The sequence below is a fragment of the Paludicola sp. MB14-C6 genome (genome assembly GCF_030908625.1).
Lineage (GTDB): Bacteria > Bacillota > Clostridia > Oscillospirales > Ruminococcaceae > Paludihabitans.
On record NZ_CP133133.1, the window covers coordinates 2401931 to 2424079 of the forward strand.

The 22149-nt window shown below is 34.4% G+C and carries 21 protein-coding genes; 8 read left to right on the forward strand and 13 right to left on the reverse strand.

Annotated features, from left to right (window positions below):
* Positions 1-52 precede the first annotated feature (52 nt).
* Positions 53-2275, reverse strand: coding sequence for a transglycosylase domain-containing protein (locus RBG61_RS11470; protein WP_307943597.1), 2223 nt, complete (start codon positions 2273-2275; stop codon positions 53-55).
* 269 nt (positions 2276-2544) lie between these two features.
* On the opposite strand from RBG61_RS11470, the gene RBG61_RS11475 reads away from it, so the two are divergent.
* On the forward strand, positions 2545-2862 hold the full coding sequence (locus RBG61_RS11475) for a hypothetical protein (protein WP_307943600.1): 318 nt from the start codon (positions 2545-2547) through the stop codon (positions 2860-2862).
* A 50-nt stretch (positions 2863-2912) separates the two neighbouring features.
* On the opposite strand, the gene RBG61_RS11480 is transcribed toward RBG61_RS11475, so the two are convergent.
* Complete coding sequence (locus RBG61_RS11480; protein WP_307943604.1) at positions 2913-3869, reverse strand: uroporphyrinogen decarboxylase family protein; 957 nt, start codon at positions 3867-3869, stop codon at positions 2913-2915.
* A 300-nt stretch (positions 3870-4169) separates the two neighbouring features.
* On the opposite strand from RBG61_RS11480, the gene RBG61_RS11485 reads away from it, so the two are divergent.
* The 3 genes from RBG61_RS11485 to RBG61_RS11495 all read left to right on the forward strand — a co-directional run bounded on the left by RBG61_RS11485 (position 4170) and on the right by RBG61_RS11495 (position 7613).
* The gene (locus RBG61_RS11485; protein WP_307943607.1) at positions 4170-5444 is read left to right on the forward strand and encodes a galactokinase; all 1275 of its coding nucleotides are present in this window, start codon (positions 4170-4172) and stop codon (positions 5442-5444) included.
* Positions 5445-5548: 104 nt separating this feature from the next.
* Positions 5549-6571 carry a glycoside hydrolase family 18 protein gene (locus RBG61_RS11490; RefSeq protein ID WP_307943610.1) on the forward strand — a complete coding sequence of 341 codons (1023 nt, stop codon included), beginning with the start codon at positions 5549-5551 and terminating at the stop codon, positions 6569-6571.
* Positions 6572-6872: 301 nt separating this feature from the next.
* Entirely contained in the window at positions 6873-7613 is a 741-nt protein-coding gene (locus tag RBG61_RS11495; protein ID WP_307943612.1) for a PP2C family protein-serine/threonine phosphatase, read from the forward strand.
* A gap of 289 nt (positions 7614-7902) precedes the next feature.
* On the opposite strand, the gene RBG61_RS11500 is transcribed toward RBG61_RS11495, so the two are convergent.
* From RBG61_RS11500 to RBG61_RS11550, 11 genes are all read right to left on the reverse strand, one after another.
* Positions 7903-8544, reverse strand: a complete 642-nt coding sequence (locus tag RBG61_RS11500) for a V-type ATP synthase subunit D (RefSeq protein WP_307943614.1) — start codon at positions 8542-8544, stop codon at positions 7903-7905.
* Positions 8545-8585: 41 nt separating this feature from the next.
* Positions 8586-9989, reverse strand: coding sequence for a V-type ATP synthase subunit B (locus RBG61_RS11505; protein WP_307943617.1), 1404 nt, complete (start codon positions 9987-9989; stop codon positions 8586-8588).
* Entirely contained in the window at positions 9986-11758 is a 1773-nt protein-coding gene (locus RBG61_RS11510; RefSeq protein WP_307947262.1) for a V-type ATP synthase subunit A, read from the reverse strand. Before RBG61_RS11510 ends, RBG61_RS11505 begins: the two co-directional genes overlap by 4 nt.
* Before the next feature lie 145 nt (positions 11759-11903).
* The gene (locus RBG61_RS11515) at positions 11904-12497 is read right to left on the reverse strand and encodes a V-type ATP synthase subunit E (RefSeq protein ID WP_307943619.1); all 594 of its coding nucleotides are present in this window, start codon (positions 12495-12497) and stop codon (positions 11904-11906) included.
* A 43-nt stretch (positions 12498-12540) separates the two neighbouring features.
* The gene (locus RBG61_RS11520) at positions 12541-12849 is read right to left on the reverse strand and encodes a V-type ATP synthase subunit F (protein WP_307943622.1); all 309 of its coding nucleotides are present in this window, start codon (positions 12847-12849) and stop codon (positions 12541-12543) included.
* A gap of 93 nt (positions 12850-12942) precedes the next feature.
* A complete protein-coding gene (locus tag RBG61_RS11525) occupies positions 12943-13374 on the reverse strand; it encodes an ATP synthase subunit C (RefSeq protein ID WP_307943624.1) in 432 nt (143 codons plus the stop codon).
* Positions 13375-13453: 79 nt separating this feature from the next.
* Positions 13454-15397, reverse strand: a complete 1944-nt coding sequence (locus RBG61_RS11530; RefSeq protein WP_307943625.1) for a V-type ATP synthase subunit I — start codon at positions 15395-15397, stop codon at positions 13454-13456.
* A gap of 19 nt (positions 15398-15416) precedes the next feature.
* Complete coding sequence (locus RBG61_RS11535; RefSeq protein ID WP_307943627.1) at positions 15417-16457, reverse strand: V-type ATPase subunit; 1041 nt, start codon at positions 16455-16457, stop codon at positions 15417-15419.
* Positions 16458-16504: 47 nt separating this feature from the next.
* Positions 16505-16816 (reverse strand): hypothetical protein, encoded by a 312-nt coding sequence (locus RBG61_RS11540; protein WP_307943629.1) that lies wholly within the window; start codon positions 16814-16816, stop codon positions 16505-16507.
* Between the two features lie 336 nt (positions 16817-17152).
* The gene (locus tag RBG61_RS11545) at positions 17153-18511 is read right to left on the reverse strand and encodes a PFL family protein (protein ID WP_307943632.1); all 1359 of its coding nucleotides are present in this window, start codon (positions 18509-18511) and stop codon (positions 17153-17155) included.
* 57 nt (positions 18512-18568) lie between these two features.
* A complete protein-coding gene (locus RBG61_RS11550) occupies positions 18569-18838 on the reverse strand; it encodes an ACT domain-containing protein (protein ID WP_307943634.1) in 270 nt (89 codons plus the stop codon).
* A 244-nt stretch (positions 18839-19082) separates the two neighbouring features.
* On the opposite strand from RBG61_RS11550, the gene RBG61_RS11555 reads away from it, so the two are divergent.
* From RBG61_RS11555 to RBG61_RS11570, 4 genes are all read left to right on the forward strand, one after another.
* A complete protein-coding gene (locus tag RBG61_RS11555; protein ID WP_307943636.1) occupies positions 19083-19556 on the forward strand; it encodes a GNAT family N-acetyltransferase in 474 nt (157 codons plus the stop codon).
* Positions 19557-19585: 29 nt separating this feature from the next.
* Positions 19586-20404 carry a histidinol-phosphatase HisJ family protein gene (locus RBG61_RS11560; protein ID WP_307943638.1) on the forward strand — a complete coding sequence of 273 codons (819 nt, stop codon included), beginning with the start codon at positions 19586-19588 and terminating at the stop codon, positions 20402-20404.
* Between the two features lie 70 nt (positions 20405-20474).
* Positions 20475-20954: an Lrp/AsnC family transcriptional regulator gene (locus RBG61_RS11565; RefSeq protein ID WP_307943640.1), complete on the forward strand. Its 480-nt coding sequence runs from the start codon at positions 20475-20477 to the stop codon at positions 20952-20954.
* The gene (locus RBG61_RS11570; RefSeq protein ID WP_307943642.1) at positions 20951-22123 is read left to right on the forward strand and encodes an aminotransferase class I/II-fold pyridoxal phosphate-dependent enzyme; all 1173 of its coding nucleotides are present in this window, start codon (positions 20951-20953) and stop codon (positions 22121-22123) included. Before RBG61_RS11565 ends, RBG61_RS11570 begins: the two co-directional genes overlap by 4 nt.
* Positions 22124-22149 lie beyond the last annotated feature (26 nt).

The following is a 22149-nucleotide window of genomic DNA, read 5'->3' on the forward strand; positions in this document are numbered from 1 at the left end:
GCTAATGCCCTCCTTTTTGTTTAATAAGTCTTTGTAGTAGCTTTTGATAAAATTATGGAGCTGTAGAGCCATGAAGGCTACAAACATCAGGTAAACTATTTTTCTTATAATAACCTGTTTCTTTTTTAGGACATCCGGATTGAGCTAACAATCCTGTTTCCTTACAGAATTCAAGTTCAACAACGTTTGAGCCATCCAATTCGAAATCAGCTTTATTACGTCCTTTATGAACCTGTTCCATAACATTCTTCCAAGTTTTTAAATGATGTCCATACCCACCACTGCGGTCTTGGTTGATTTCTAATTTGTTATCATCAAATCCATAACGAATACCAGCAACATAATAAGGTGTTAAGCCCATAAACAATAGGTCTTTTCTGTCGTTGGAAGTACCTGTTTTTCCTACGGTTTCCCAATTGCTTAGTTTTGCATATTTACCAGTACCATTGTCTACAACATTCCATAAGCCCTTATTCATAATATAAGCTGTATCACCGGAAATAACTTGTTTTCTTTCACGTGTAGTCGTGTCTAAAATAACTTTTCCTTCGCCATCTTTTACTTTGGTATACATCTTAGGTTGAATATAGTAACCACCATTACCGAAAATCTGATAAGCAGCTACTAATTCATTTACAGTAATACCACCATCGCCTAAAGCCAAGCTAGCTGGGTTGACATTGTTGATTTTGCCTGTAGGGATAAGTGATTTTAAATTTAACTTATTATAAACAAAGTCAAATGAATTTTGAGGAGTCAAAGCATTTACAATGCGCACCGGAATTGTATTTTTAGAAACTCTCAATGCGTCAATGATAGTAACTGGACCTTCGTATCGTTTTTCATAGTTGCTAGGCCAATCACGTTCTTCACCTGTTTCAGGATCTTTTACTTTTTGAACAGCACTATCCTCCATAACAGTGGACCAGTTAATTAAGTTTTGTTCAAAAGCAGGCGCATATACACCTAGTGGTTTCATTGTTGAACCGGCAGGTCGTTTTGAGGATACTGCTCTGTTTAAAATACGGTTGCCTTCTTTTTTACCTCTTCCGCCTACTGTTGCAACGATATTACCATCATAATTCATAATGGACATATATGCTTGTAGTGATTTTGCTTCTTCGCCTTTGAATTTAAAGTTCGCCGGGTTTTCAAAATAGTTTTCTAGTATTTTTTGAGTTTCAATTTCCATTGAAGTGTAGATTTTAAAGCCTTGTGAATACAATTTTTGTGTTGCATTACTCTTGTTATAGCCTTTTTCTACCATTAAATCATTAACAACTTCATCAATAACGCTATCAATAAAGTAGCTTTGAACTTTTTGAACAGGACCTGTTGTCTTGACGTTATCATCCTTTACATGATCATTGTTTTTATCACCAGCAAGCTTTAAGTCCGCATTATATGCTTTATCAAATTCTTCTTGCGTTATAGCACCATACTTAAGCATCTGTTTAAGCGCATATTGTCTACGTTCTTTGTTTCTTGCAGGATTTTGAATTGGATTACAAGTAGCAGGGCTTTTTGAAATAACCGCTAAAGCTGCACATTCCTCTAAATTCAATTCAGATACATCTTTATTAAAGTATAGTTTTGCACCCGCTTGCACACCATAAGTGTTATAGTGTAAAGCAATATAGTTCATGTATGCTTCTAAGATAGTTTCCTTTGGATTATTTTTATCAAGATTCATAGCGGTGATAATTTCTTTAATTTTAACTTCAATTGTACGGTTGTTAATATCACCATTATAGTTTTTGATAAGCTGTTGGGCTATGGTTGAACCACCACCAAAGCCTTTTTCGCCAATTAGTAATCCAAAAAATGCACCAAATGTACGTTTAAAGTCCACACCGGAGTGCGTCCAAAATCTTGCATCTTCTGCATATACAATTGCATCTTTTAAATCTTGTGGAACCTTTTCATAGTCCACCCACACACGATTTTCGCCGTTGCTGATATTTTGAACTTCTACATCTTTTCCATCTTTATCTTTTGCAAAGATCGTACCAGTAAAGCTTAATTTTAATGTTGATAAATCAATAACAGAACCAGAATCAATAAACTTGGTTACATAAATCGTTAATGCAGTACCGACAATGCATCCGGTTATTGTTAAAACAAGTATAGTAGTTAGTAAAACTTTGCCTATGACAGCAAATGCTCTTTTCATTTTTTTAACAGTAGGAGATGATGGCTTTTTCCTACTTCTTTTATTGGTTGTCTTTGGGCCTGTTCTTACTACCCTTGGAGTTGTCGAGTTGTTATTATTCATATAAGAACCCTCCTTACTTACAGTATTATATCAAAGAAGCGTAAGCGTTGATATAATCGGCGATATGCGGCTTTGGCAAAGCCAAATTTCGCATCGCCAATAAAATATATAATAATTGCTTTAGCAATTATTATATCACACAATAGGCAATATTTAAAGTTAAATATTTGTAACCAAAAAATCACAATCCTTTATAATTGCATATAATAAGGTAGTTTTGGTAATACTAGAGCATATACATTCCATTTAGAAAGTGTTGGTGACCTTATTTGAATGCAAAGCGTTATCGTATTACTCTTGTTGGAATCATTGTTTTAGTTATTATTACCAGTTTGATTGCTATTTATTATTATTCAAATAAAAACAACTCAGAACAAGCACAAACAAATACTGTTGAATATAAATATTACTTAAAGGAATATAATAACCAAATTGGTGTTTATAAAACAAATGAGAATAAACCGTTTCGAACAATAGATGTTTTTGTTTATACATTACCTTCCGTAGACCAACATGAGTTAAAAACAGGTATACTTGTTCAAGATGATGAAAAGCTTAGAATGATTATTGAGGATTACGAAAGTTAAAAAAAGAACCGCTTCATGCGGTTCTTTTTTTTATGATAATATGATTGCTATTATCTATAAATGCCTTCTTCACGCCAAATTTGATTCATCATTTCGTAACGTTTTAAATCTAGTCCAGTATATACGCAGTTGGATGTTGAGAATATATATCCATATCCGTTTGCCATACCTTCTTTAAGGGTTCTTCTTACATCTGCAGCAGCTTCTTCATCAGTTCCAGTTTGTAATAAACCACAGTTTACATTACCAATTGTACAAATCTTATCGCCATATTTTTGGCGTACTTCAGTTAGGCTCATTCCGCCTTGAGGGTCGATAGAATGTAATGCATCCGGTCCACAAGCAACAATTTGATCCAAAATAGGGTTAATGTTACCGTCAGTGTGTTTAATAGAGTAGAAGCCAAGCTTACGATAAGTGTCGATAGTTTCTTTTAAGTTTGGTGCAATTAACTCACCAAAGATATCAGGTGAGAAAAATGGGTTTACATTAAAGCTATAGTCAGAACATAGTGCAAAGCCGTCTAGTAGACCGGTTTTAGATAATGCATTTGCAGTTTTAAAAGCATTTTCCTGCCAAGATTTTTGTTGTTCTAATATTTTCTCTGGCTCTTCGTACATTTGTGTTGTAAATTCCATCATGGATTCACCATCAGGAATACCACAAGTTGTATCACCATGCATTAGTAAAAAGTATTGATCACCAGTTTTTTCACGAATAGTTTCTAGTAACCATTTTACATTTTCTAAATCCCATGGGTTAGGGTGAACGAAAATAGCATCGTGATGATATTTCTCTGCAATTTTGATATAGCAATCAGCCATATCTTCCATTTGTAATTTTTTTTCGGTATGGGACATTTGATTCCATTGCTCATAAAAACGATGAGAAGGATGAACTTTTCCCAATACTTCCATTGTTAAGAAAAACACTAATTCAAAGTGTGGTACATGTCCTTCAATTTTTTCTCGTCTTAACGCTTTTGCAAAACGTTCTTTTCCAGTCATAGTGAGTTGCCTCCATATATATTTTATACAATTATTATACTGTATATTGTGAATAAAGTAAATAACATAATGTAATTTTGGAATAAATCATGTTATCTATTAACAACAAATATAAAATTAAATTCTACAATTTTACATCATGATGTGAAAGAAGTAAACGATTTATCAGATAAATCATATCATATTAGTTTTCTAATTTAGCAACATATATTAAATTACGTTCTACAATCTTACATTGTATTTTAATGAAAAAGTATTATGATATGAATTATGATAGCAAGAATGAGTGGAGGAATGAAAATGAATATAGAGCAACTTAAGGATAGTATTGTTAGTGGTGCATATAATAGCGTATTGCAAAACATATATAGTGATAATATCAATACAGTAAAAGCACGTTATTTATCTTGTATAGAAGGTTATCAACAACAATTTCAAAAAGGAGATAATATATCTGTATTTAGTGCACCTGGTAGAACAGAAGTAGGTGGTAACCATACAGATCATCAGCACGGGCGTGTTATCGCAGGTGCAGTTGATTTAGATATTATTGCAGTTGTGAATAAAACAAATGCAAATGTAATTCGTGTTTTTTCTGAAGGATTCGGATTAACTGAAGTAGTATTAGATAATTTTAATGTGGTTGAAAATGAAAAAGAAACATCAGCTGCGTTAATTCGGGGGATCGTATCAAGGCTAAAGGAACGTGGATACCCTGTATCCGGTTTTGATGCCTATACAATGTCTGACGTTTTATGTGGTTCAGGGCTTTCTTCATCTGCAGCATTTGAAGTGTTGATAGGTACAGTTTTAAATGACCTTTATTGCAATAGTGAGCTTAAGGCAATAGAAATTGCGCAAATTGCACAATATGCAGAGAATGTTTATTTTGGAAAGCCTAGTGGGCTGATGGATCAAACCGCAAGCGCAGTAGGCGGTTTTGTTTCAATTGATTTTGCTTGTATCAAAAAGCCTATTATAAATCCAATTACATTTGATTTAAAAAAACATGGCTATCAATTAGTAATTGTGAATACAGGTGCAAATCATTCAGATTTAACGGATGATTATGCAAGTATACCACATGAGATGAAAGATATTGCAAGCTGCTTTGATAAAGAACATTTAAATGAAGTAGAAACTACTGTATTTTATCAAAATATTCCTAAGTTAAGAGGTCAAGTAAGTGATAGAGCAATTCTTAGGGCAATTCATTTCTTTGAAGACACAAATCGTGTTACTCGGCAAGCCGATGCTTTAATACATCAAGATATTGACACATTTTTAAAAGAAGTCAATGCATCAGGGCAATCATCTTACGATTATCTACAAAATGTGTATAGTCCACATAATCCTACTGAACAGAGTATTGCATTGGCATTATGCCTTACAAAACAGTTTTTGAAAGGACAGGGAGCCTGTAGAGTACATGGTGGAGGATTTGCAGGTACGATTCAAGTTTATCTACCAATTTCAGTAACAGATGATTATATTAAGCATATGAAGTTAGTTTTTGGAGAAAATTGTTGCTATCGTATTAATATACGTAAGCAAGGTGGGGTAAAAGTAATATAATTGATTGTATAATTTTTGTCGATTAAAAAAAGTATTGCATTTTTCTCAATGTTATAGTAGAATGTCTTTAGTAAAGAACTTTAACAAATGATTGGAGAAAAAGGATGCCAAAACATATATTAGCACCATATCTTATGGAAAACTCAGTTCATGAGATCAGAGTTAGTGATCTACAACGAATGACACATTTAAATATTGCATTTGCTCATGTAAAAAATAGTATAGTAACTGTAAAACATCTAAAACACTTAAATCGGATTGCTGTTTATAAGAGTGTTAATCCCGAATTGAAGGTAATTTTATCAGTCGGCGGATGGGGTGCAGATGGTTTTAACCAAGCTGCAAAAACGAAAGAGGGTAGAGAAAGCTTTGCCAAAACTGCAATGGATATCGTTTTAAAATGGGATTTTGATGGAATTGATATTGACTGGGAATATCCATGTAGCGATCAAGCAGGCATTGCTTATGGTCCTGAAGATAAGGTGAATTTCACCTTACTATTAGAAGAACTTAGAAAAACACTCGATGAAAAAGGCAAAATGAACGGTAAAAAGTACTTGTTAACTGCCGCTGTTGGCGGTGAATCATATTTCATTGAAGGCACAGAAATGGATAAAGTCGCTCAAATCCTTGATTATGTAAACCTAATGACATATGACTTGCGTGGAGGATTTACTCATGTAGCAGGACACCATGCAAGTTTAGGACCTCAAACTGGCGATGAGAACGGACCATGTAGTATGAGAACGGTTCAAATCTATCACGATGCTGGTGTACCATACGAGAAAATGGTATTGGGAGCAGCATTTTACGGTAGAGTGTGGGAAAACGTAACTTCAACTGAGAATAATGGTTTAGGTCAAGTTGCAAAAACTACTGGAAGCGGTCATGTCCGTTTTAATCTTCAAGATGAAGAGCAAATCAAGTTACATGGCTACACAAAATACTTTGATGAAAAAGCGCAAGCACCATACTTATTTAATGGTAAAAACTTTGTTTCTTTTGAAGATAAAGCTTCTATTAAAGCTAAATGCGACTTTGTAAAGGAAAAAGGTCTTGCCGGTATGATGTACTGGGCGTATGGTAATCATCAGTTATTTGAAGCAATGTCAGAGAATTTAGACTAATACACAAAGAAAGCGGCACGAATTTTCGTGCCGCTTTTATAGTAGTAAAGCCAGCGTGGTTGCCCGTCGTTGTATAATATAAATGGTATGCTACACCGGTGCGTCAAGGATGCCGCACCCTACAAGTAGATAAGATTAATTCTATCGGTCAGCTATCGCTACCAGCTTTTTCAAAGAGAGATTTAGGTATTAGGAAAGCTACACTTCACAGGTTATGTATATTATACTTAGCAATATTTTCATTTTGTAGAAGTTGTGTTATAATGAACAAATAAGTTAAATTAATGAATGGAGCATAACTATGGATATCGATTTTTATGGAAATACATGTGTTGGTAGCTCAAATGTGAATGGCGATGTGTTTTATATTTCATCTGACCACAAAGTGTATCTTTTAGCTGATGGTGCTTCAGGTGCAGGAAATGACGGAAAAGTTTTGATGGGAAAGATATGCATTGAAATTATTGAAAATTTTGAATACGATTCAACCAAATTAAATGCAAAAGAATATATTGACCAATTATTCTGGAAGATTAACAATCGCCTAATTGAAACATCACAATATTTTAAGAAGCTTGTATTCGGTACATTGAATTTGGCTGTAGTGGATGACGATATTCTAACAATAACAACTTTAGGGGATTCTCCAGCATTTTATTACAATGGTGTAGAAATCAATAGAGTTGCTAAAAATAAAAAGCAATATGAATGGATGATTGATGCAGGATATATTACAAAACAACAATATGAAGGTTATATAAGCCAGATGCATGAGATGATGCAGTGTTGTTTTGATTACTATGTCCCTCAAATTGTGCCTAACAATGTAATCGAACAGTACCCTATAAAACCAAACAATATTCTTGTTTTATGTAGTGATGGGCTGAGTGATTATATATCCTCAAATGATATTATTAGGTCAATTCAGACTAAAGGACTAAAAGATGGAATAGATGATTTAATATTGAAGGCAAAAGATATCGCGCTTGGCAAACAAAATTATTTTGACGATATAACTGTTGTAGCAATAAAAATTGTGTGAATGAATGGATAGGCATAAATAACACCGGTGTGTCAAGGATACCGCACCCTACAAGTAGTAGATAAGATTAATTCTATCAGTCAGCTATCGCTACCAGCTTAAGCCTTTTTGCTTTCCTCTAAAGTTTTGCATAGCAATACTTTTATGAAGAGTGGCGACCGAGGTCGGCGGATACAGTTACATTTTTATATCATCTTAGGTATTAGGAAAAGCCCATTGCTATATCAAGACGACTAAAGAATTTTACCCAAATAACAAATCCCTCCCCATATTGGGGAGGGACATTTTATTATACCGCTTTCTTTTCAGCAGCTTTTTTAGCTTTGTCTTTGGTATGACGAATTACTTTTAGTCTTGTAAACTCTTCACGTTCTTTTTCCTCTAAAGCATCTGTAATAAACTTAACAGTCGCCTCAAAACGAGGGATATTAACGTTTTTTAAAGCATTCGCACGACGTTGTGTTTTCTTAATTGCATCAGCAAGACGATAAACACTATTTTCAACTTCAGCCAAAATAACGGTAAGTTCTTTTGCTTTATTAAAATTCAAATAAGCAACATCATATTGTGAGTTTGACTCAGATAAAGGGTATTGAACAGTAGTAATGGTCGTTTCCAACGATACTTCAGGAATATCTACACCCATAACACTACGATATGTGATATGCACACCATTTTCTATGCTTGTGTCTTTGGTAAGACCTTCACATAAACCTAACGTAATATTAGCACGTTGTAAAGCAGCATAAGCTTTTTCATAAGTAGTCTCAATTTCACCACGAAGTGACTTAGCTTTTTCAACAAGCATCATCATCTCACGTATTAGAATATTTCTTTTACGGTCTAAAAGATCATATCCTAAATTTGCAAGAACAAGTGATTTTTTTGTTGCTATCAAATTTCCTTTGGTAGGGAATATTGTATTAGCCAAATTCATACCCTCCTTCCAACGAAATGTCGGATGATTTTTGCCTAATCTTTAAATCTCTCTGTACGTTTTGGATCAAAGTTTGCTTCAACCAGTTTAGCATCCATGCGGCTTAATTCTGATTTCGGCAATAAACTTAATAGATCCCAGCCAAGCTCAAGAGTTTGTTCAATTGTTCTTGCTTCATTAAATTCTTGTGAAATAAAATGCTTTTCAAACATCTTACCGAACTCCAAATAAGCTTTATCGCTCTTGGATAACTCTTCTTCACCGATAACGGAAGCTAAAGCTCTAGCATCTTGTACACGAGCATAAGACGCAAATAATTGGTTTGCAACGGCACTATGGTCGCCACGAGTATAGCCCTCACCAATACCATCTTTCATTAAACGAGATAGGGAAGGAAGAATTGCAACAGGAGGATAAATACCAATTTGGTTCAAGTTACGATCCAAAACGATTTGACCTTCTGTAATATATCCTGTTAAGTCAGGAACCGGATGGGTAATATCATCATTAGGCATTGTTAAAATTGGAATTTGAGTAACAGAACCCTTACCGCCTTTTACAATACCGGCTCTTTCATATAAAGATGCTAGGTCAGAATAAAGGTATCCAGGATAACCTTTTCTACCAGGAATTTCACCTTTAGAAGAAGAGAATTCACGTAGTGCTTCTGCATAAGATGTCATATCTGTCATTATAACAAGGATATTCATATCATGCTCATAAGCTAGATATTCAGCAGCAGTTAATGCACAACGAGGAGCAAGGATACGTTCAATGATTGGGTCGTTAGATAAGTTTAAGAACATAACAACGTTTTCCAATACACCTGATTCTTCAAATGAACGTTTGAAATAATCTGCAACGTCATTGTTAACGCCCATTGCGGCGAAAACGATACCGAATTTCTCGTCGCTATCTTTATTGTCATTTAATTGAGATTGACAAACAAGTTGAACAGCAAGCTTATTGTGGCTCATACCGGAACCAGAGAAGATTGGCAGCTTTTGACCACGGATTAGAGTAGTCAAACCGTCAATAGACGAAATACCGGTACGAATATAGTTTCTTGGGTATTCACGAGCAACGGGATTTAGAGGTTGACCGTTAATATCCGCATATTTATCAGCGAAAATTTCGCCAAGACCATCAATCGGTGTACCTGCACCATTAAAGATTCTGCCTAGCATTTCTTTTGAAAGTGCTAATTCCATAGGTTTACCGGTTAGTCTGGTTCTTGTATTTGTAAGGGAAAGTCCATTGGTGCCTTCGAAAACTTGAATAATAACTCTTTCACCTTGAATTTCAACAATACGACCTAGTCGTTTTGTTCCATCTTCAAGATAAAGTTCAGCCATTTCTTCAAAGCTAGCATTCGGAACATTATCAAGCACCACTAATGGACCGTTGATTTCTTTTAATCCAATAAATTGTAGGCTCATTTTGTTTCCTCCACGCGGTTATTGTTTTTGAATGCTTCAAGTTTTTCGTTAATTTCAGCATACAACCTATCAAAAGCACTAAGGTCATTATTCGGAATTTGATATTTCATACCTGCAAGGATATCAAATAGACCAAGGTCAATCATTTCTGATAAAGCATAGTTGCGTTTGATATATTTTGAACATTGATCATTTACATAAAGAATGATTTGCATCATTTTTAATTGTTTTTCCAAGGATACATAAGTATCATCAACGTGGAATGCATTTTGTTGTAAATAACCTAAACGAATTGCTTTTGCAGTTTCGATAACAAGTTTTTGATCATCAGGTAAAACATCAGAACCAATCAATTTAACGATTTCCATTAATGATGCTTCATCTGCTAAAATGTTTGCAAAACGTCGTCTGCATTTTAAGAAGTCTTCTGAAACATATTGGTTATAATATTTTGTTAAATCATCAATATAGTCGCTATAGCTCTCTGTCCAGTTAATTGCAGGATAGTGACGAGCATAAGCCAATGATTTATCTAATGCCCAGAATGTACGAACGAAACGCTTTGTATTTTGCGTAACCGGCTCAGAGAAGTCAGCACCTTGAGGAGAAACAGCTCCGATAATCGTTACAGAACCTTGTGTACCATTTAAGTTGTTCATATAACCTGCACGTTCATAGAACTGAGCCAAACGAGAAGGTAAGTATGCTGGGAACCCTTCCTCAGCAGGCATTTCTTCCAAACGTCCGGAGATTTCACGAAGTGCTTCAGCCCAACGAGAAGTTGAGTCAGCCATAATAGCAACGTGGTAACCCATATCACGATAATATTCAGCAAGAGTAATACCTGTATAAATAGATGCCTCACGTGCAGCAACCGGCATGTTAGAAGTATTTGCAATCAATGTAGTACGGTCAGTCATTTTGTTGCCTGTTTTCGGGTCGATCAGTTCAGAGAATTCATCAAGTACTTGAGTCATCTCGTTACCACGCTCACCACAACCAACATACACGATAATATCCGCATCACACCATTTTGCAATTTGGTGCTGTGTCATTGTTTTACCGGTACCAAATCCGCCAGGAACAGCAGCAGCGCCGCCTTTGGCAATAGGGAATAGAGTATCAATAACACGTTGACCGGTTACTAGCGGCATGGAAATTGGTTTACGTTCAATTGCCGGACGTGGCTGACGAATCGGCCATTTTTGGCAAAGTGTCAATTCAATTTCTTCGCATTTTTCTGTTTTAATTTTTGCAACTACATCGTTTACTTTGTAATTGCCATTTGGAGCAACATAGCTCACAGTACCACTTAATAGTGGAGATAACATACATTTATGTTCAATTACAGGAGTTTCAGGACAAGTAGCGTAAATATCGCCACCTTTTAAGAAATCGCCAACTTTAGCTACCATAGTAATGTTGAATTCACGTTCAATATCCAATGAAGGAAGATTACATCCCTTATCAATAAAAGAACCTGAAAGCTCACTGATTTTTTTTAGTGGTCTTTCGATACCGTCAAAAATGTTAGATAAGATACCAGGACCTAAGGTTGCACAAATAGGTGCACCGGTTTTGAACACAGGTTCTTCCGGTTTCAACCCAGTAGTAACCTCATATACCTGAATGGTAGTGAATTCGTCATTGATTCCGATTACTTCACCAATCAACCTTTTTTCACCTACATATACCATCTCTAGCATAGAAAAGTCCTTTGTGTCTTTTACAGTAACAACTGGACCATTTATAGAGTATATTTTGTTAATCAATAGTTTCACCTCATAGTTTATGATTGTAACGATCTAATGGATATTACTAATGCTCGTTTCAAATATCAATTAAGAATTATTAAAAAACACATATATCAAAGCTTTTTAAAAATAGTTTGGTTGATTTTAAACAATATTAGTATTAGATGTCAAGCTGACTGTGCTCAATGAAGTATTTCTTTTGTTCAGCTAACTTTTGCTCAAGGGTTTCATCAAAATAGATTCCTTGTTCTGTGTTACAAGCAATAAACCCACCAAGTTCAATCGTTTTGCTTTCTTTCACATTGCAATCTTTTCCAAAAGCTTTTTTGATTTCATCAGCAAAAGCCAAATCTTTGCTTGTTACCATAATATCTAAGTTTTCGTAACTTGCATCCTTTGCAAAATGAGAGATAGAAGACAGTAAATACTCTTTATACTCTGAAGTGTTTGTATAATCAACAATTTGTTGTTTTACATTTGCAAAGATATTGTTTGTCAATTCATTTCGTTTCATTAAAACGGCATGTTTTTGCTCTAAACTATATTTTGCAACTTCATGTTTATATTCTTTTTTTATTTCTTCTGTTTTTTGTTGAATTAAATAAAATGATTTTGTTAATTGTTCATCTTTTGTTTTTTCAAGCTCTTGTTCTTTCAACTCTTCGGCTTCGCGCTCTAATTGAGCAGCTTTTGCATCTATTTCAGCGAAAACAGCAGCTTGAAATTTTGCTAGTTTATATTCTTCGTTAGCCATAGCTACCTCCATTAACTTGAAATTTGATTAGTAAGGGAAATGCCTAAATGTGTATGCCGACAGCCTCACTAATATAGCGAGAAATTGTATCGCTAATTTTAGAAGTAGCATGTCTGTCAGGAATTTCAACAATTAAAGGACGTTTGTTATTTAATTTGTATTGAAAAACAGTATCATGGCATAAATCAATTAATTTTTTTGTCATAAGAACAATACCGATTTCTGAGTTGGAAAAAGCGTCTTTTAAAGCATCTTGAACTTCTTGTTCTTCATGAGCAACGATACCCTCAATGCCTGACATACGCATGCCAATACAAGTATCAATATTGTCACTAATAACATAAAACTTCATAAATCTCGTCCTTTCTTATACTGATCTCATTCAAAACAATTAAATATCGTTTTGAATGAGAATTCGTATTCCGGAGTACTTGCTACGGGTTGATTATAATCTGTTTAGAATTAAGATAGAAATTAATAGACCGTAAATAGCAACACCTTCACCAAGTACAACGAAAATCATTGCTTTACCGAATGATTTAGGATCTTCACTAACAGCACCAATAGCAGCAGGAGCAGCAGCAGCAACGGCAATACCGGCACCAACACAAGAAAGTCCTGTAACAACAGCGGCAGCAATAAAGCCCATACCAACAGCAGAACCAGGAAGAGCAGCAGCAGTTTCAGCAGCGGAAACAATACCACCAACAGGAAGGATGAATGCTAATACGCAAACACCTGCGAATGCAGCTAAGTTAGTAATAACATATTTTTTTGCTTTTTTACCGGATGTAACACCTTTGTATGCAGGGATTAGTGGGCTAGCGATAAGAACGATTGCTAAAAGTGGAAGTAATAATAGTTGTAGTAATGACATAAATAGATCCTCCAAAATAATTTGTAGTTGTTTATAGTATGCTTAAAGTGTTTTGCATTAAGCGTAAAATGACGAATTTTTATTCATCAATTTTATAAGATATTGTTGCAGGCTCAAATGGTTTACCATTTCCTTCGTAGTGACGGCTAAACATCTCATAGAATTCAAGACGTAATACCTGAATTCCAACGATTAGGCCTTCTAGACACATAACGAATAGGTTACCGATAACCATAACAATTGGGCTTGCAGCTCCTCCTGCCATTTCAGAAAGTGACATAACAACGGCCATCATACCTGCATGGCTTAAAATAAAACCGCCGACTCTGAGGAATGACATAGTATTTGAAAGGTAGCTAAGTACATATTCAAATAATTCAAAGAAATTTTCAATAGCGTATTCGCCAAAATGTTTCGGCCAAAAATCTTTGTTGCCTGAAACTAATTTCGTTAATGGTTCCTTAAAGAAGATGACCAGTAGAGGAAGAACGATTAAGCCTAAAACATAAGCAAGATTTAATACGTGTAAATCCAATAATAGTGCGCCAACAGCAGCAAAACCTACTGAAATATAAAAGACTGCACCTGCAATACCGTTATGGCTGAACAATGCTCTTCCTAAATCTTTGTTTCTGAAACCAAGGTAAATGTTAATTCCAATTGAGATTAAGATTAACAATGCACCAATACCGATTGCAGCACCAAGTAAAAGATTTGTTGTATCGTTATCAAAAACATGGATAGGTTTTGATTTTAAACCGAATACGGCTTGATAGAACGGATCCAATACATCTTCATATCCAAATACGGAACCGTATAAAATGCCGAATAACGAACTTGAAAATCCAATTCGTGTTAAAATCTTACCAAATTCCATTTTCTTAAATTTTGATAAGAATAAACCTAATAATACAATGACAAGTCCTTGACCTAAATCGCCAAACATGATACCAAATAATAAGGTATAGGAAATTGCAAAAAAGTTTGTCGGGTCAATATCTTTATAAGATGGTAGACTGTACATATTAACAAACGTAGTAAATGGTTGGGCAAAACGATTATTTCGCAGCTTAACCGGTGGCTCAAGCGTTGGGTCTGCATCATGTGGTTGTACTACACACGAAACTGTTTCAAGACAATCTAATGAATTTGTAAAATCGTCTGCTTTACACGCCGGAATAAAACCAATAGCGTAAAATCGTCCATGAATGGTAGCAACATTTTTCTTCAATAATTGAATTTCATTTGCATATTTCAACAAACTGAATACTTTGTTAATTCTTTCAGAATGTTTTTCTCTCATAGCTTCAAGATCTTTGTAGACTTGATCTAAGTCTTTATGTTCTGTTTCCAATAATGCGTTTATGTTATTCTCGGCTAGTTCAGGAGTACCATGAGCATAATCTGGAACATGCATACGTTCAAAGTATAAAGAAGAGAAAATGTCATCAATTACTTCAATTTTAGTTTCAGGGGCAAAATATACGCCCCAGTAATAGTCACTGTCGTGATCAAAAGGGAAGAAAAAGAATGTTTTATTTACATAGTAATTCAATTTTTCAAAGCTATCGAATGGAAGCTTACCAAAACGAACTTTAACGTATTTACAACTAAAAATGTCGTCAAAACTTACGTTTAATCCCGCTAAGTGTCGAATTTGAATTAAAGCTTGTTCATGCTGAGCAATACTTTCTTTCAATTCGTGTTTCTTTTTATCAAGAAGAGAAACAGATTCGTTTAATTCTTTGATAAAGTTTTGAATATCCTCTAAATTCAACTGATTGAAATCAAATTCATCCTTGTGAATTTGAACTTTCAATTTAGCAGCTAAATTTGAAAGATTATTAAGTGGGACTGTATATGGATTAGCCTCATCAAAGGTTGTTAATCCTTTCGAGGGCTCTGAAGAGTGAATTGACATTTCGGGATGAAAATATCCACAGTTAAGACATCTTAGTAGAGTTTTATCCATTTCATCTACATTGCCTACAATGTTAATTAAGGACATTTTTTCAATAGCCAAAATGGAGCACCACCTTTATTTATTCTAGAATTAGTAATTTTTGAATTTGAGAGCTTTCATTTTGATAACGAATACCCTCAATAATTTTAATGATGTTATCAACTTCAATTTCTGTCAATAACGATAGTGCATAAAAAGGAATAGGGGCATGTGTTGAAAAGCGCATCATCTTTCGACTTAGAAGATTTTTTAATCGTTTTGTATAATCCTCAATATAGTTAAAATTCACTGATTGCATTTTAACGGTGTAAGCATTTAATCTCATTTTTTGAATAAAATCTTCTTTTGAAGTCGTTGATAATAAGTCTTCAATTGTTTTTGGGTTTAACTTATAGTAAAAAGGAAGAAGATAGCGTTTTACCTCTTCTGGCGGGGCATTAAAATATTTCCGCAATCGATAAATAATGCCAAGATTCGTTATATCGACTTCTGTTTTTACCATTTGAAGTAGAGTCGCTCTTGTTTTACCTGTATAACTTTTTTCAATTGTGTCAATCAAGTTATTATAGTAAAAGGTTTTTAAAGAATGTTCGCAATCTCGATAGTTTATTTCATCGTTAGAATTCATAAACGATTTTAAAATATTGCGATACGGGGTATGCTCAAGAACTTTAATTAAATCATCATAGCTTTTTACATTTGCAATTTCTTTAAAGTCTAAACATGAATAATCCTGTAAATAAGATGGAATCTTAGAAATAATTTCAGTTGTGTTATGAGATCCCAACAGGATAATTGTGTTTAGAATAATGTGGATTTCTGCGTTAGTAATAGCAAATTGATAAAAGCTATTATTGCTGCTAAAGTCATATTGACATAGGCTTAAATATTTTTCAATACGAGAGCGCTTTAAAAGATTTTCAAGTTGTCCTCTGTGAATTGTGGATTCATCAATACCTTTAAGATATTTTGAATAGCTTGTATTATTTTTAAGATAAGCACACACATCGGCAACGGTAGATAATCTTAACAGGTCATTATAATTGTTGACAGTTAGTCGCTTACCGTAAATTGCCCTCGCCTTTGCAGCTATTGCATTGCTTGAGAAAGACGTTAGCATATTTTGTTCTCCATTCTATCCAAAAAGGTTTCATTTAAAAAAGAAATTCATATAGCAATAATGTTATTAAAAATATCTTTTTCGATTTGCTTATGAGACTCTGCATACGTTTGCTCAAGCTTTTGAATAATTTTATCATTCTCAGCTTTAATTTCGGCCATTTTTTCTTCTGCGCATTGTTTTTCAACAACATTTATTTTCTGAATACGGTCTTCGCATTTCTTCATAATTTTCATTTTGATTTCTTGCGTTTTAGCTTCAATTTGCTCTTTCATTGTAAGGCTGATTTCGTTTGCTGCTGCTAGTCTTTGTTGAGCAACAGAATCAATTTCGATAATTTGATTAATGATATTTGACAATTTAATCCCTCCCCATTTATTATTTACATAAATACAGAAATATTGCGCAATTGTTGTTTTCTAAGAAAACGTAAAAAACCCCCACAAATAATGTCACAGCTAAGTGAAATCAGTTGTGGCGGTTTTATCTTTGTAGGACTTTTTTCTTAAAAAATATGTCGTTTTATGCAAAAAAATCAGAGCGAAATGCTACTTTAATAATATACTCCTCCATTTTAATAAAAGCAATAGCATTAACGGAAAATTAACGATTGTTTACAGTAGTATTTTGTGCATAATGCCAAAAACTGTTCATTAAAAATTCACTAAGTCAATTTGTGCTAAAAAACATACCATCTAGTTTTTCAAGCTTTGTAGTGGTGCTGGAATTTGACCACCACGATTGATAAACTTAGAAGGAGATTTATAGTTGATTTTCATAACAGGCCCACTTCCGAATAGGCCGCCAAATTCAAGCTCATCGCCAATTTTACTGCCGATTGCAGGAATAACTCTAACAGCGGTCGTTTTAAAGTTGACCATTCCGATTGCAGCTTCATCAGCAATAATAGCAGCGATTGTATCTTCGGTAATATCGCCAGGAACAACTATCATATCCAAACCAACTGAACAAACAGCAGTCATTGCTTCTAATTTTTCAATAGAGATTGCGCCGCTTCTTGCCGCTTCAATCATACCCGCATCTTCTGATACCGGAATAAATGCGCCGGATAAACCACCGATTTTAGAGGAAGCCATAACGCCACCTTTTTTAACTGCATCATTTAATAGTGCAAGTGTTGCGGTTGTACCATGAGTACCGCATTGCTCTAAACCGATTTCTTCTAGGATATAAGCAACTGAGTCACCAACAGCAGGAGTAGGAGCAAGGGATAAGTCAACGATTCCAAATGGAACGCCAAGACGTTTAGAAGCTTCAGTTCCAACTAATTGACCTACTCTAGTGATTTTAAATGCAATTTTCTTGATAACATCAGCAATTTCAGTAATGTCGGCATCTGGACATTTTGCAACAGCAGCTCTTACAACGCCAGGGCCGGAAACACCTACATTAATAATGCAATCGGGTTCACCTACACCATGGAATGCGCCTGCCATAAATGGATTATCTTCGGGAGCATTACAAAAAACAACTAGCTTTGCAGCACCAAAACAGTTTTGATCTTTGGTTTTTTCAGCACATTGCTTTACAACTTTGCCCATAATCTTGCAAGCATCTAAGTTGATACCGGTTTTTGTGCTACCAACGTTTACAGAAGAGCAAACTCTGCTTGTAACGGAAAGTGCTTCAGGAATAGATTCAATAAGTTCTAAATCACCGGCGCTAAAGCCTTTTTGAACAAGAGCAGAATAACCACCAATTAGGTTAACGCCACAAGCAATTGCTGCTTTTTCCATAGTTAATGCAAATTTAACAGGACTAGCACCTTTGCAAGCTGCAGAAACAATTGCAATAGGAGTAACGGAGATACGTTTGTTGATAATCGGAATACCATATTCCTTTTCAATATCTTCGCCAACTTTAACTAAATCCTTTGCACAATGGGTGATCTTGTTATAAACATTTTCACAAGCTTTATCAATGTCACTATCAATACAATCCAAAAGGGAAATACCCATTGTAATTGTACGGATATCTAGGTTTTCTTCTTGAATCATTTTAATGGTTTCAAGAATATCGTTTACATTTACCATATATATTATCGTTCCTTTGTATATTTAGTTTAGAGTGTAAAAAATACTAATATTATTTTATATGTTATGCATAGAGTTGAAGATATCTTCATGCATGACATGGATTTCCAGCCCTAATGTTTTTCCAAGTTCATTCATTTTATCAACAAGTTTTGTAAAATCAGAGTTTAGCCCGCTGATATCTGTTAACATAATCATAGCAAATAAATCCTGCATAACCGTTTGAGTCACATCAATGACATTTGCATTATGTTGTGCACAAATTGTGCTTACCTTTGCTAAAATTCCAACGGAATCCTTTCCGATAACGGTGATTACTGCACGCATTTTTTGTACCTCCAAGTTTCATTTTGTTTATCAATCTTAAAAAATATTATAGGTAATTGCTTCTGAATTATTTACCTATCTCTATATTTGTTAATAGTATAACATATTAGACTTTGGAAAGAAAGCAGTAGGAATTACAATTATTTAATATTTAATAGAGTAAAAATAGTGCAATTGTGTTATGAATATGTTATAATTTAAAATAATTATTTTATAGGTATTTGTTAAGTGAAGTGGTTTGAATATGTTTTTGCAAGAAGTGAATGAAACCAATAGAGCGCAAGTAAATGAATTGATACAGCAGCAATGGTACTCAACTAAGATGGTTATAAGGGGCAAAATTTTCGATTTAACCATGCTGGATGGATATGTTGTATATGAAGAGAAAAAAATAGTCGGTTTGATTACATATCAAAGGATTGATAATGAATGCGAAATACTGTCTTTAGATAGCTTAAAAGAGAAACAAGGAATAGGAACGAGGCTTGTTGATTCTGTACTTCAAAAAGCAAAGCACGAAAGATGTAAAAAAGTTAAGTTAATTACTACTAATGATAATTTGAATGCAATGAGATTTTATCAAAAAAGAGGCTTTGATATGGTTAGGATATATCCGAATGCCGTATCATATGCTAGAATATTGAAACCTTCCATACCTTTATTGGGCGACTATGAAATACCAATAAAACATGAAATAGAATTTGAAATCAATTTATAATAAATAGTTACTATACCAAGGAGTTAGTTATGAAATTTATCGATTGCCATAATCATTCATCTTATTCTTTTGATGCAGAAAGTTCTGTATATGATATGTGTTTGTCTGCAAAACGTGCGGGGCTAACTGCTTTTGCAATCACAGATCATGCAGATGTAAATGTATTTGAAAAATATGATATCGGTAATCGCATTCAAAATAGTTTAGCCGAAATAAGCAATGTAAAATCGCAATTTTCAGACATGAAAATCATTGCAGGAATAGAGCTCGGCCAGCCCTTACAGGATACCGCACGAGCCAACCAGCTTTTGTCACTGGAAGGCCTCGATTTTGTCATAGGTTCTTTGCATAATTTAAATAAAGAAAAGGATTTTTATTATTACGATTTCAAAAATGCATCACACGAAGCGATTATAGATATGCTAAATCGATATTATCAAGAGCTTTACGATATGGCTGCACATTCCGATTATGATATATTAGGTCATATCACATATCCATATCGCTATTATTACCAAGCAAAATTAACCGATTGTGAGATTGCTTTACCGTTTGAGTCGTGTAAAGAAAGTATAACAAAGATACTAAAAGAGGTTATTCAACGTGGCAAAGGCATAGAAATCAATACTTCGGGGCTGCGTCAAACTATGAATAAAACAATGCCTAGTGAGGATATTATTCGGCTATATCGCCAACTAGGCGGAGTATATTTATCAATTGGCTCTGATGCACACAACGCCAATGATGTATTTAAAGGAATCAAAGACGGACATGAGCTTGCAAAACGAGCGGGATTCCAATATGTAACTTATTACGAAAACAGAAAACCGGTAATGTTAAAAATATAATAAAAGTTGTGGCTTTTACAAGAATCTAATTTGTTTTAAGTCAATATACAGAATTTAAGGAGGATTTTTTATGAACCAAATCATAAAATTATTAGAAGAAAATGCTCGCTATTCTAACGAAGAAATAGCGGTAATGCTGAATACAACTGCCGATGATGTAAGAGCGCAAATTGATAAGCTTGAAAAAGAAGGCATTATTCGTGGCTATAAAGTGATTATTGATCGTGAAAAAGTAAGCGAAAATCATGTAGAAGCTTTAATCGAATTAAAAGTAACACCAAAACGTGATTTCGGTTTTGATGAAATTGCAGATAAAATTGCTCAATATCCTGAAGTAGAAGATCTTTATTTGATGTCAGGTGGATTTGACTTGGCTTTAATACTATCAGGAAAAACATTTAAGGATATTGCTCTATTCGTATCACAACGTCTAGCAACATTGGATTCTGTTGTTTCTACTGCTACTCATTTTGTATTATCTCGTTATAAAGAGAAAGGCGTTATTATTAACAATACCTCCTTGGATGAAAGGGGGAACGCATCGCTGTGATAAACTATGAAGAGTTACTATCAAAGCGTGCGTTGTCTTTAAAACCATCAGGTATCCGTAAATTCTTCGATATCGCAAATGAAATGGATAACGTTATTTCGCTGGGTGTTGGTGAGCCCGATTTTAAAACACCTTGGGCTATACGGAGTAAAGCGATAGAAACGCTTGAAAAAGGAAAAACAATATATACTGCAAATGCAGGTTTACAATTATTAAGAGATGAAATTTCAAATTATTTAGAGAACAAATATCATGTAAAATACAATTCTAAAAATGAAATAACAGTAACCGTTGGTGGTTCTGAGGCAATTGATATTTGCATTCGTGCATTGGTTAATCCTGGAGATGAAGTTTTAGTAGTAGAACCATGCTTCGTTTCTTATTCTCCAATTGTTGAATTAACAGGCGGAGTAGCTGTGCCGATTGAAACAAAAGCAGAAGATATGTTTCGATTAACAGCAAAAGCGCTGAAAGAGAAAATTACAGATAAAACAAAGCTTTTGATTCTTCCTTTTCCTAACAATCCAACGGGTGCTATTATGCGTAGGGAACATTTAGAAGAAATCGCAGCCGTTTTGCGTAATACAAATATTATGATTTTATCCGATGAAATTTACTCTGAGTTAACCTATAACGGGAAACACGTTTCGATTGCAGAATTAGATGGTATGAAGGAACGTACCATTTTGGTAAATGGATTTTCCAAATCATTTTCCATGACAGGCTGGCGGTTGGGCTATGCTTGTGGACCTGCTTCAATTATCAAGCAAATGACAAAAATTCACCAGTTTGCAATCATGTGTGCACCGACAACAAGCCAATATGCTGCAATTGAAGCTTTAAGAAGCTGTGAAGAAAACATTCAAAACATGGTGGAAGAATATAATAGACGTAGGCGTTATATCGTGGATAGTTTTAATAAATTAGGGCTAACTTGCTTTGAACCGGAAGGTGCTTTTTATATCTTCCCGTCTATTCAAAGCACAGGCTTAACTTCCGATGAGTTTTGCGAGAAACTGTTATACTCTAAAAAAGTTGCAGTTGTACCGGGTACTGCGTTTGGTGATTGCGGAGAAGGTTTTGTCCGTGTATCTTATTCTTATTCCATTAAACATATTAATGAAGCAGTAAGACGAATTGGCGAATTTTTAGAGGAATTAAAAGCATAAATATAGTTAGGACGTATATCATTTAC

Excerpts from the sequence above, each read along its gene's own strand:
- RBG61_RS11550 (WP_307943634.1), bottom strand. The coding sequence starts at position 18,838 with ATGCGTGCAGTAATCACCGTTATCGGAAAGGATTCCGTTGGAATTTTA.
- RBG61_RS11485 (WP_307943607.1), top strand. The coding sequence starts at position 4,170 with ATGAATATAGAGCAACTTAAGGATAGTATTGTTAGTGGTGCATATAAT.
- RBG61_RS11505 (WP_307943617.1), bottom strand. The coding sequence starts at position 9,989 with ATGAGCCTACAATTTATTGGATTAAAAGAAATCAACGGTCCATTAGTG.
- RBG61_RS11490 (WP_307943610.1), top strand. The coding sequence starts at position 5,549 with ATGCCAAAACATATATTAGCACCATATCTTATGGAAAACTCAGTTCAT.
- RBG61_RS11525 (WP_307943624.1), bottom strand. The coding sequence starts at position 13,374 with ATGTCATTACTACAACTATTATTACTTCCACTTTTAGCAATCGTTCTT.
- RBG61_RS11565 (WP_307943640.1), top strand. The coding sequence starts at position 20,475 with ATGAACCAAATCATAAAATTATTAGAAGAAAATGCTCGCTATTCTAAC.
- RBG61_RS11555 (WP_307943636.1), top strand. The coding sequence starts at position 19,083 with ATGTTTTTGCAAGAAGTGAATGAAACCAATAGAGCGCAAGTAAATGAA.
- RBG61_RS11535 (WP_307943627.1), bottom strand. The coding sequence starts at position 16,457 with ATGCTAACGTCTTTCTCAAGCAATGCAATAGCTGCAAAGGCGAGGGCA.
- RBG61_RS11480 (WP_307943604.1), bottom strand. The coding sequence starts at position 3,869 with ATGACTGGAAAAGAACGTTTTGCAAAAGCGTTAAGACGAGAAAAAATT.
- RBG61_RS11515 (WP_307943619.1), bottom strand. The coding sequence starts at position 12,497 with ATGGCTAACGAAGAATATAAACTAGCAAAATTTCAAGCTGCTGTTTTC.
- RBG61_RS11520 (WP_307943622.1), bottom strand. The coding sequence starts at position 12,849 with ATGAAGTTTTATGTTATTAGTGACAATATTGATACTTGTATTGGCATG.
- RBG61_RS11495 (WP_307943612.1), top strand. The coding sequence starts at position 6,873 with ATGGATATCGATTTTTATGGAAATACATGTGTTGGTAGCTCAAATGTG.
- RBG61_RS11545 (WP_307943632.1), bottom strand. The coding sequence starts at position 18,511 with ATGGTAAATGTAAACGATATTCTTGAAACCATTAAAATGATTCAAGAA.
- RBG61_RS11470 (WP_307943597.1), bottom strand. The coding sequence starts at position 2,275 with ATGAATAATAACAACTCGACAACTCCAAGGGTAGTAAGAACAGGCCCA.
- RBG61_RS11560 (WP_307943638.1), top strand. The coding sequence starts at position 19,586 with ATGAAATTTATCGATTGCCATAATCATTCATCTTATTCTTTTGATGCA.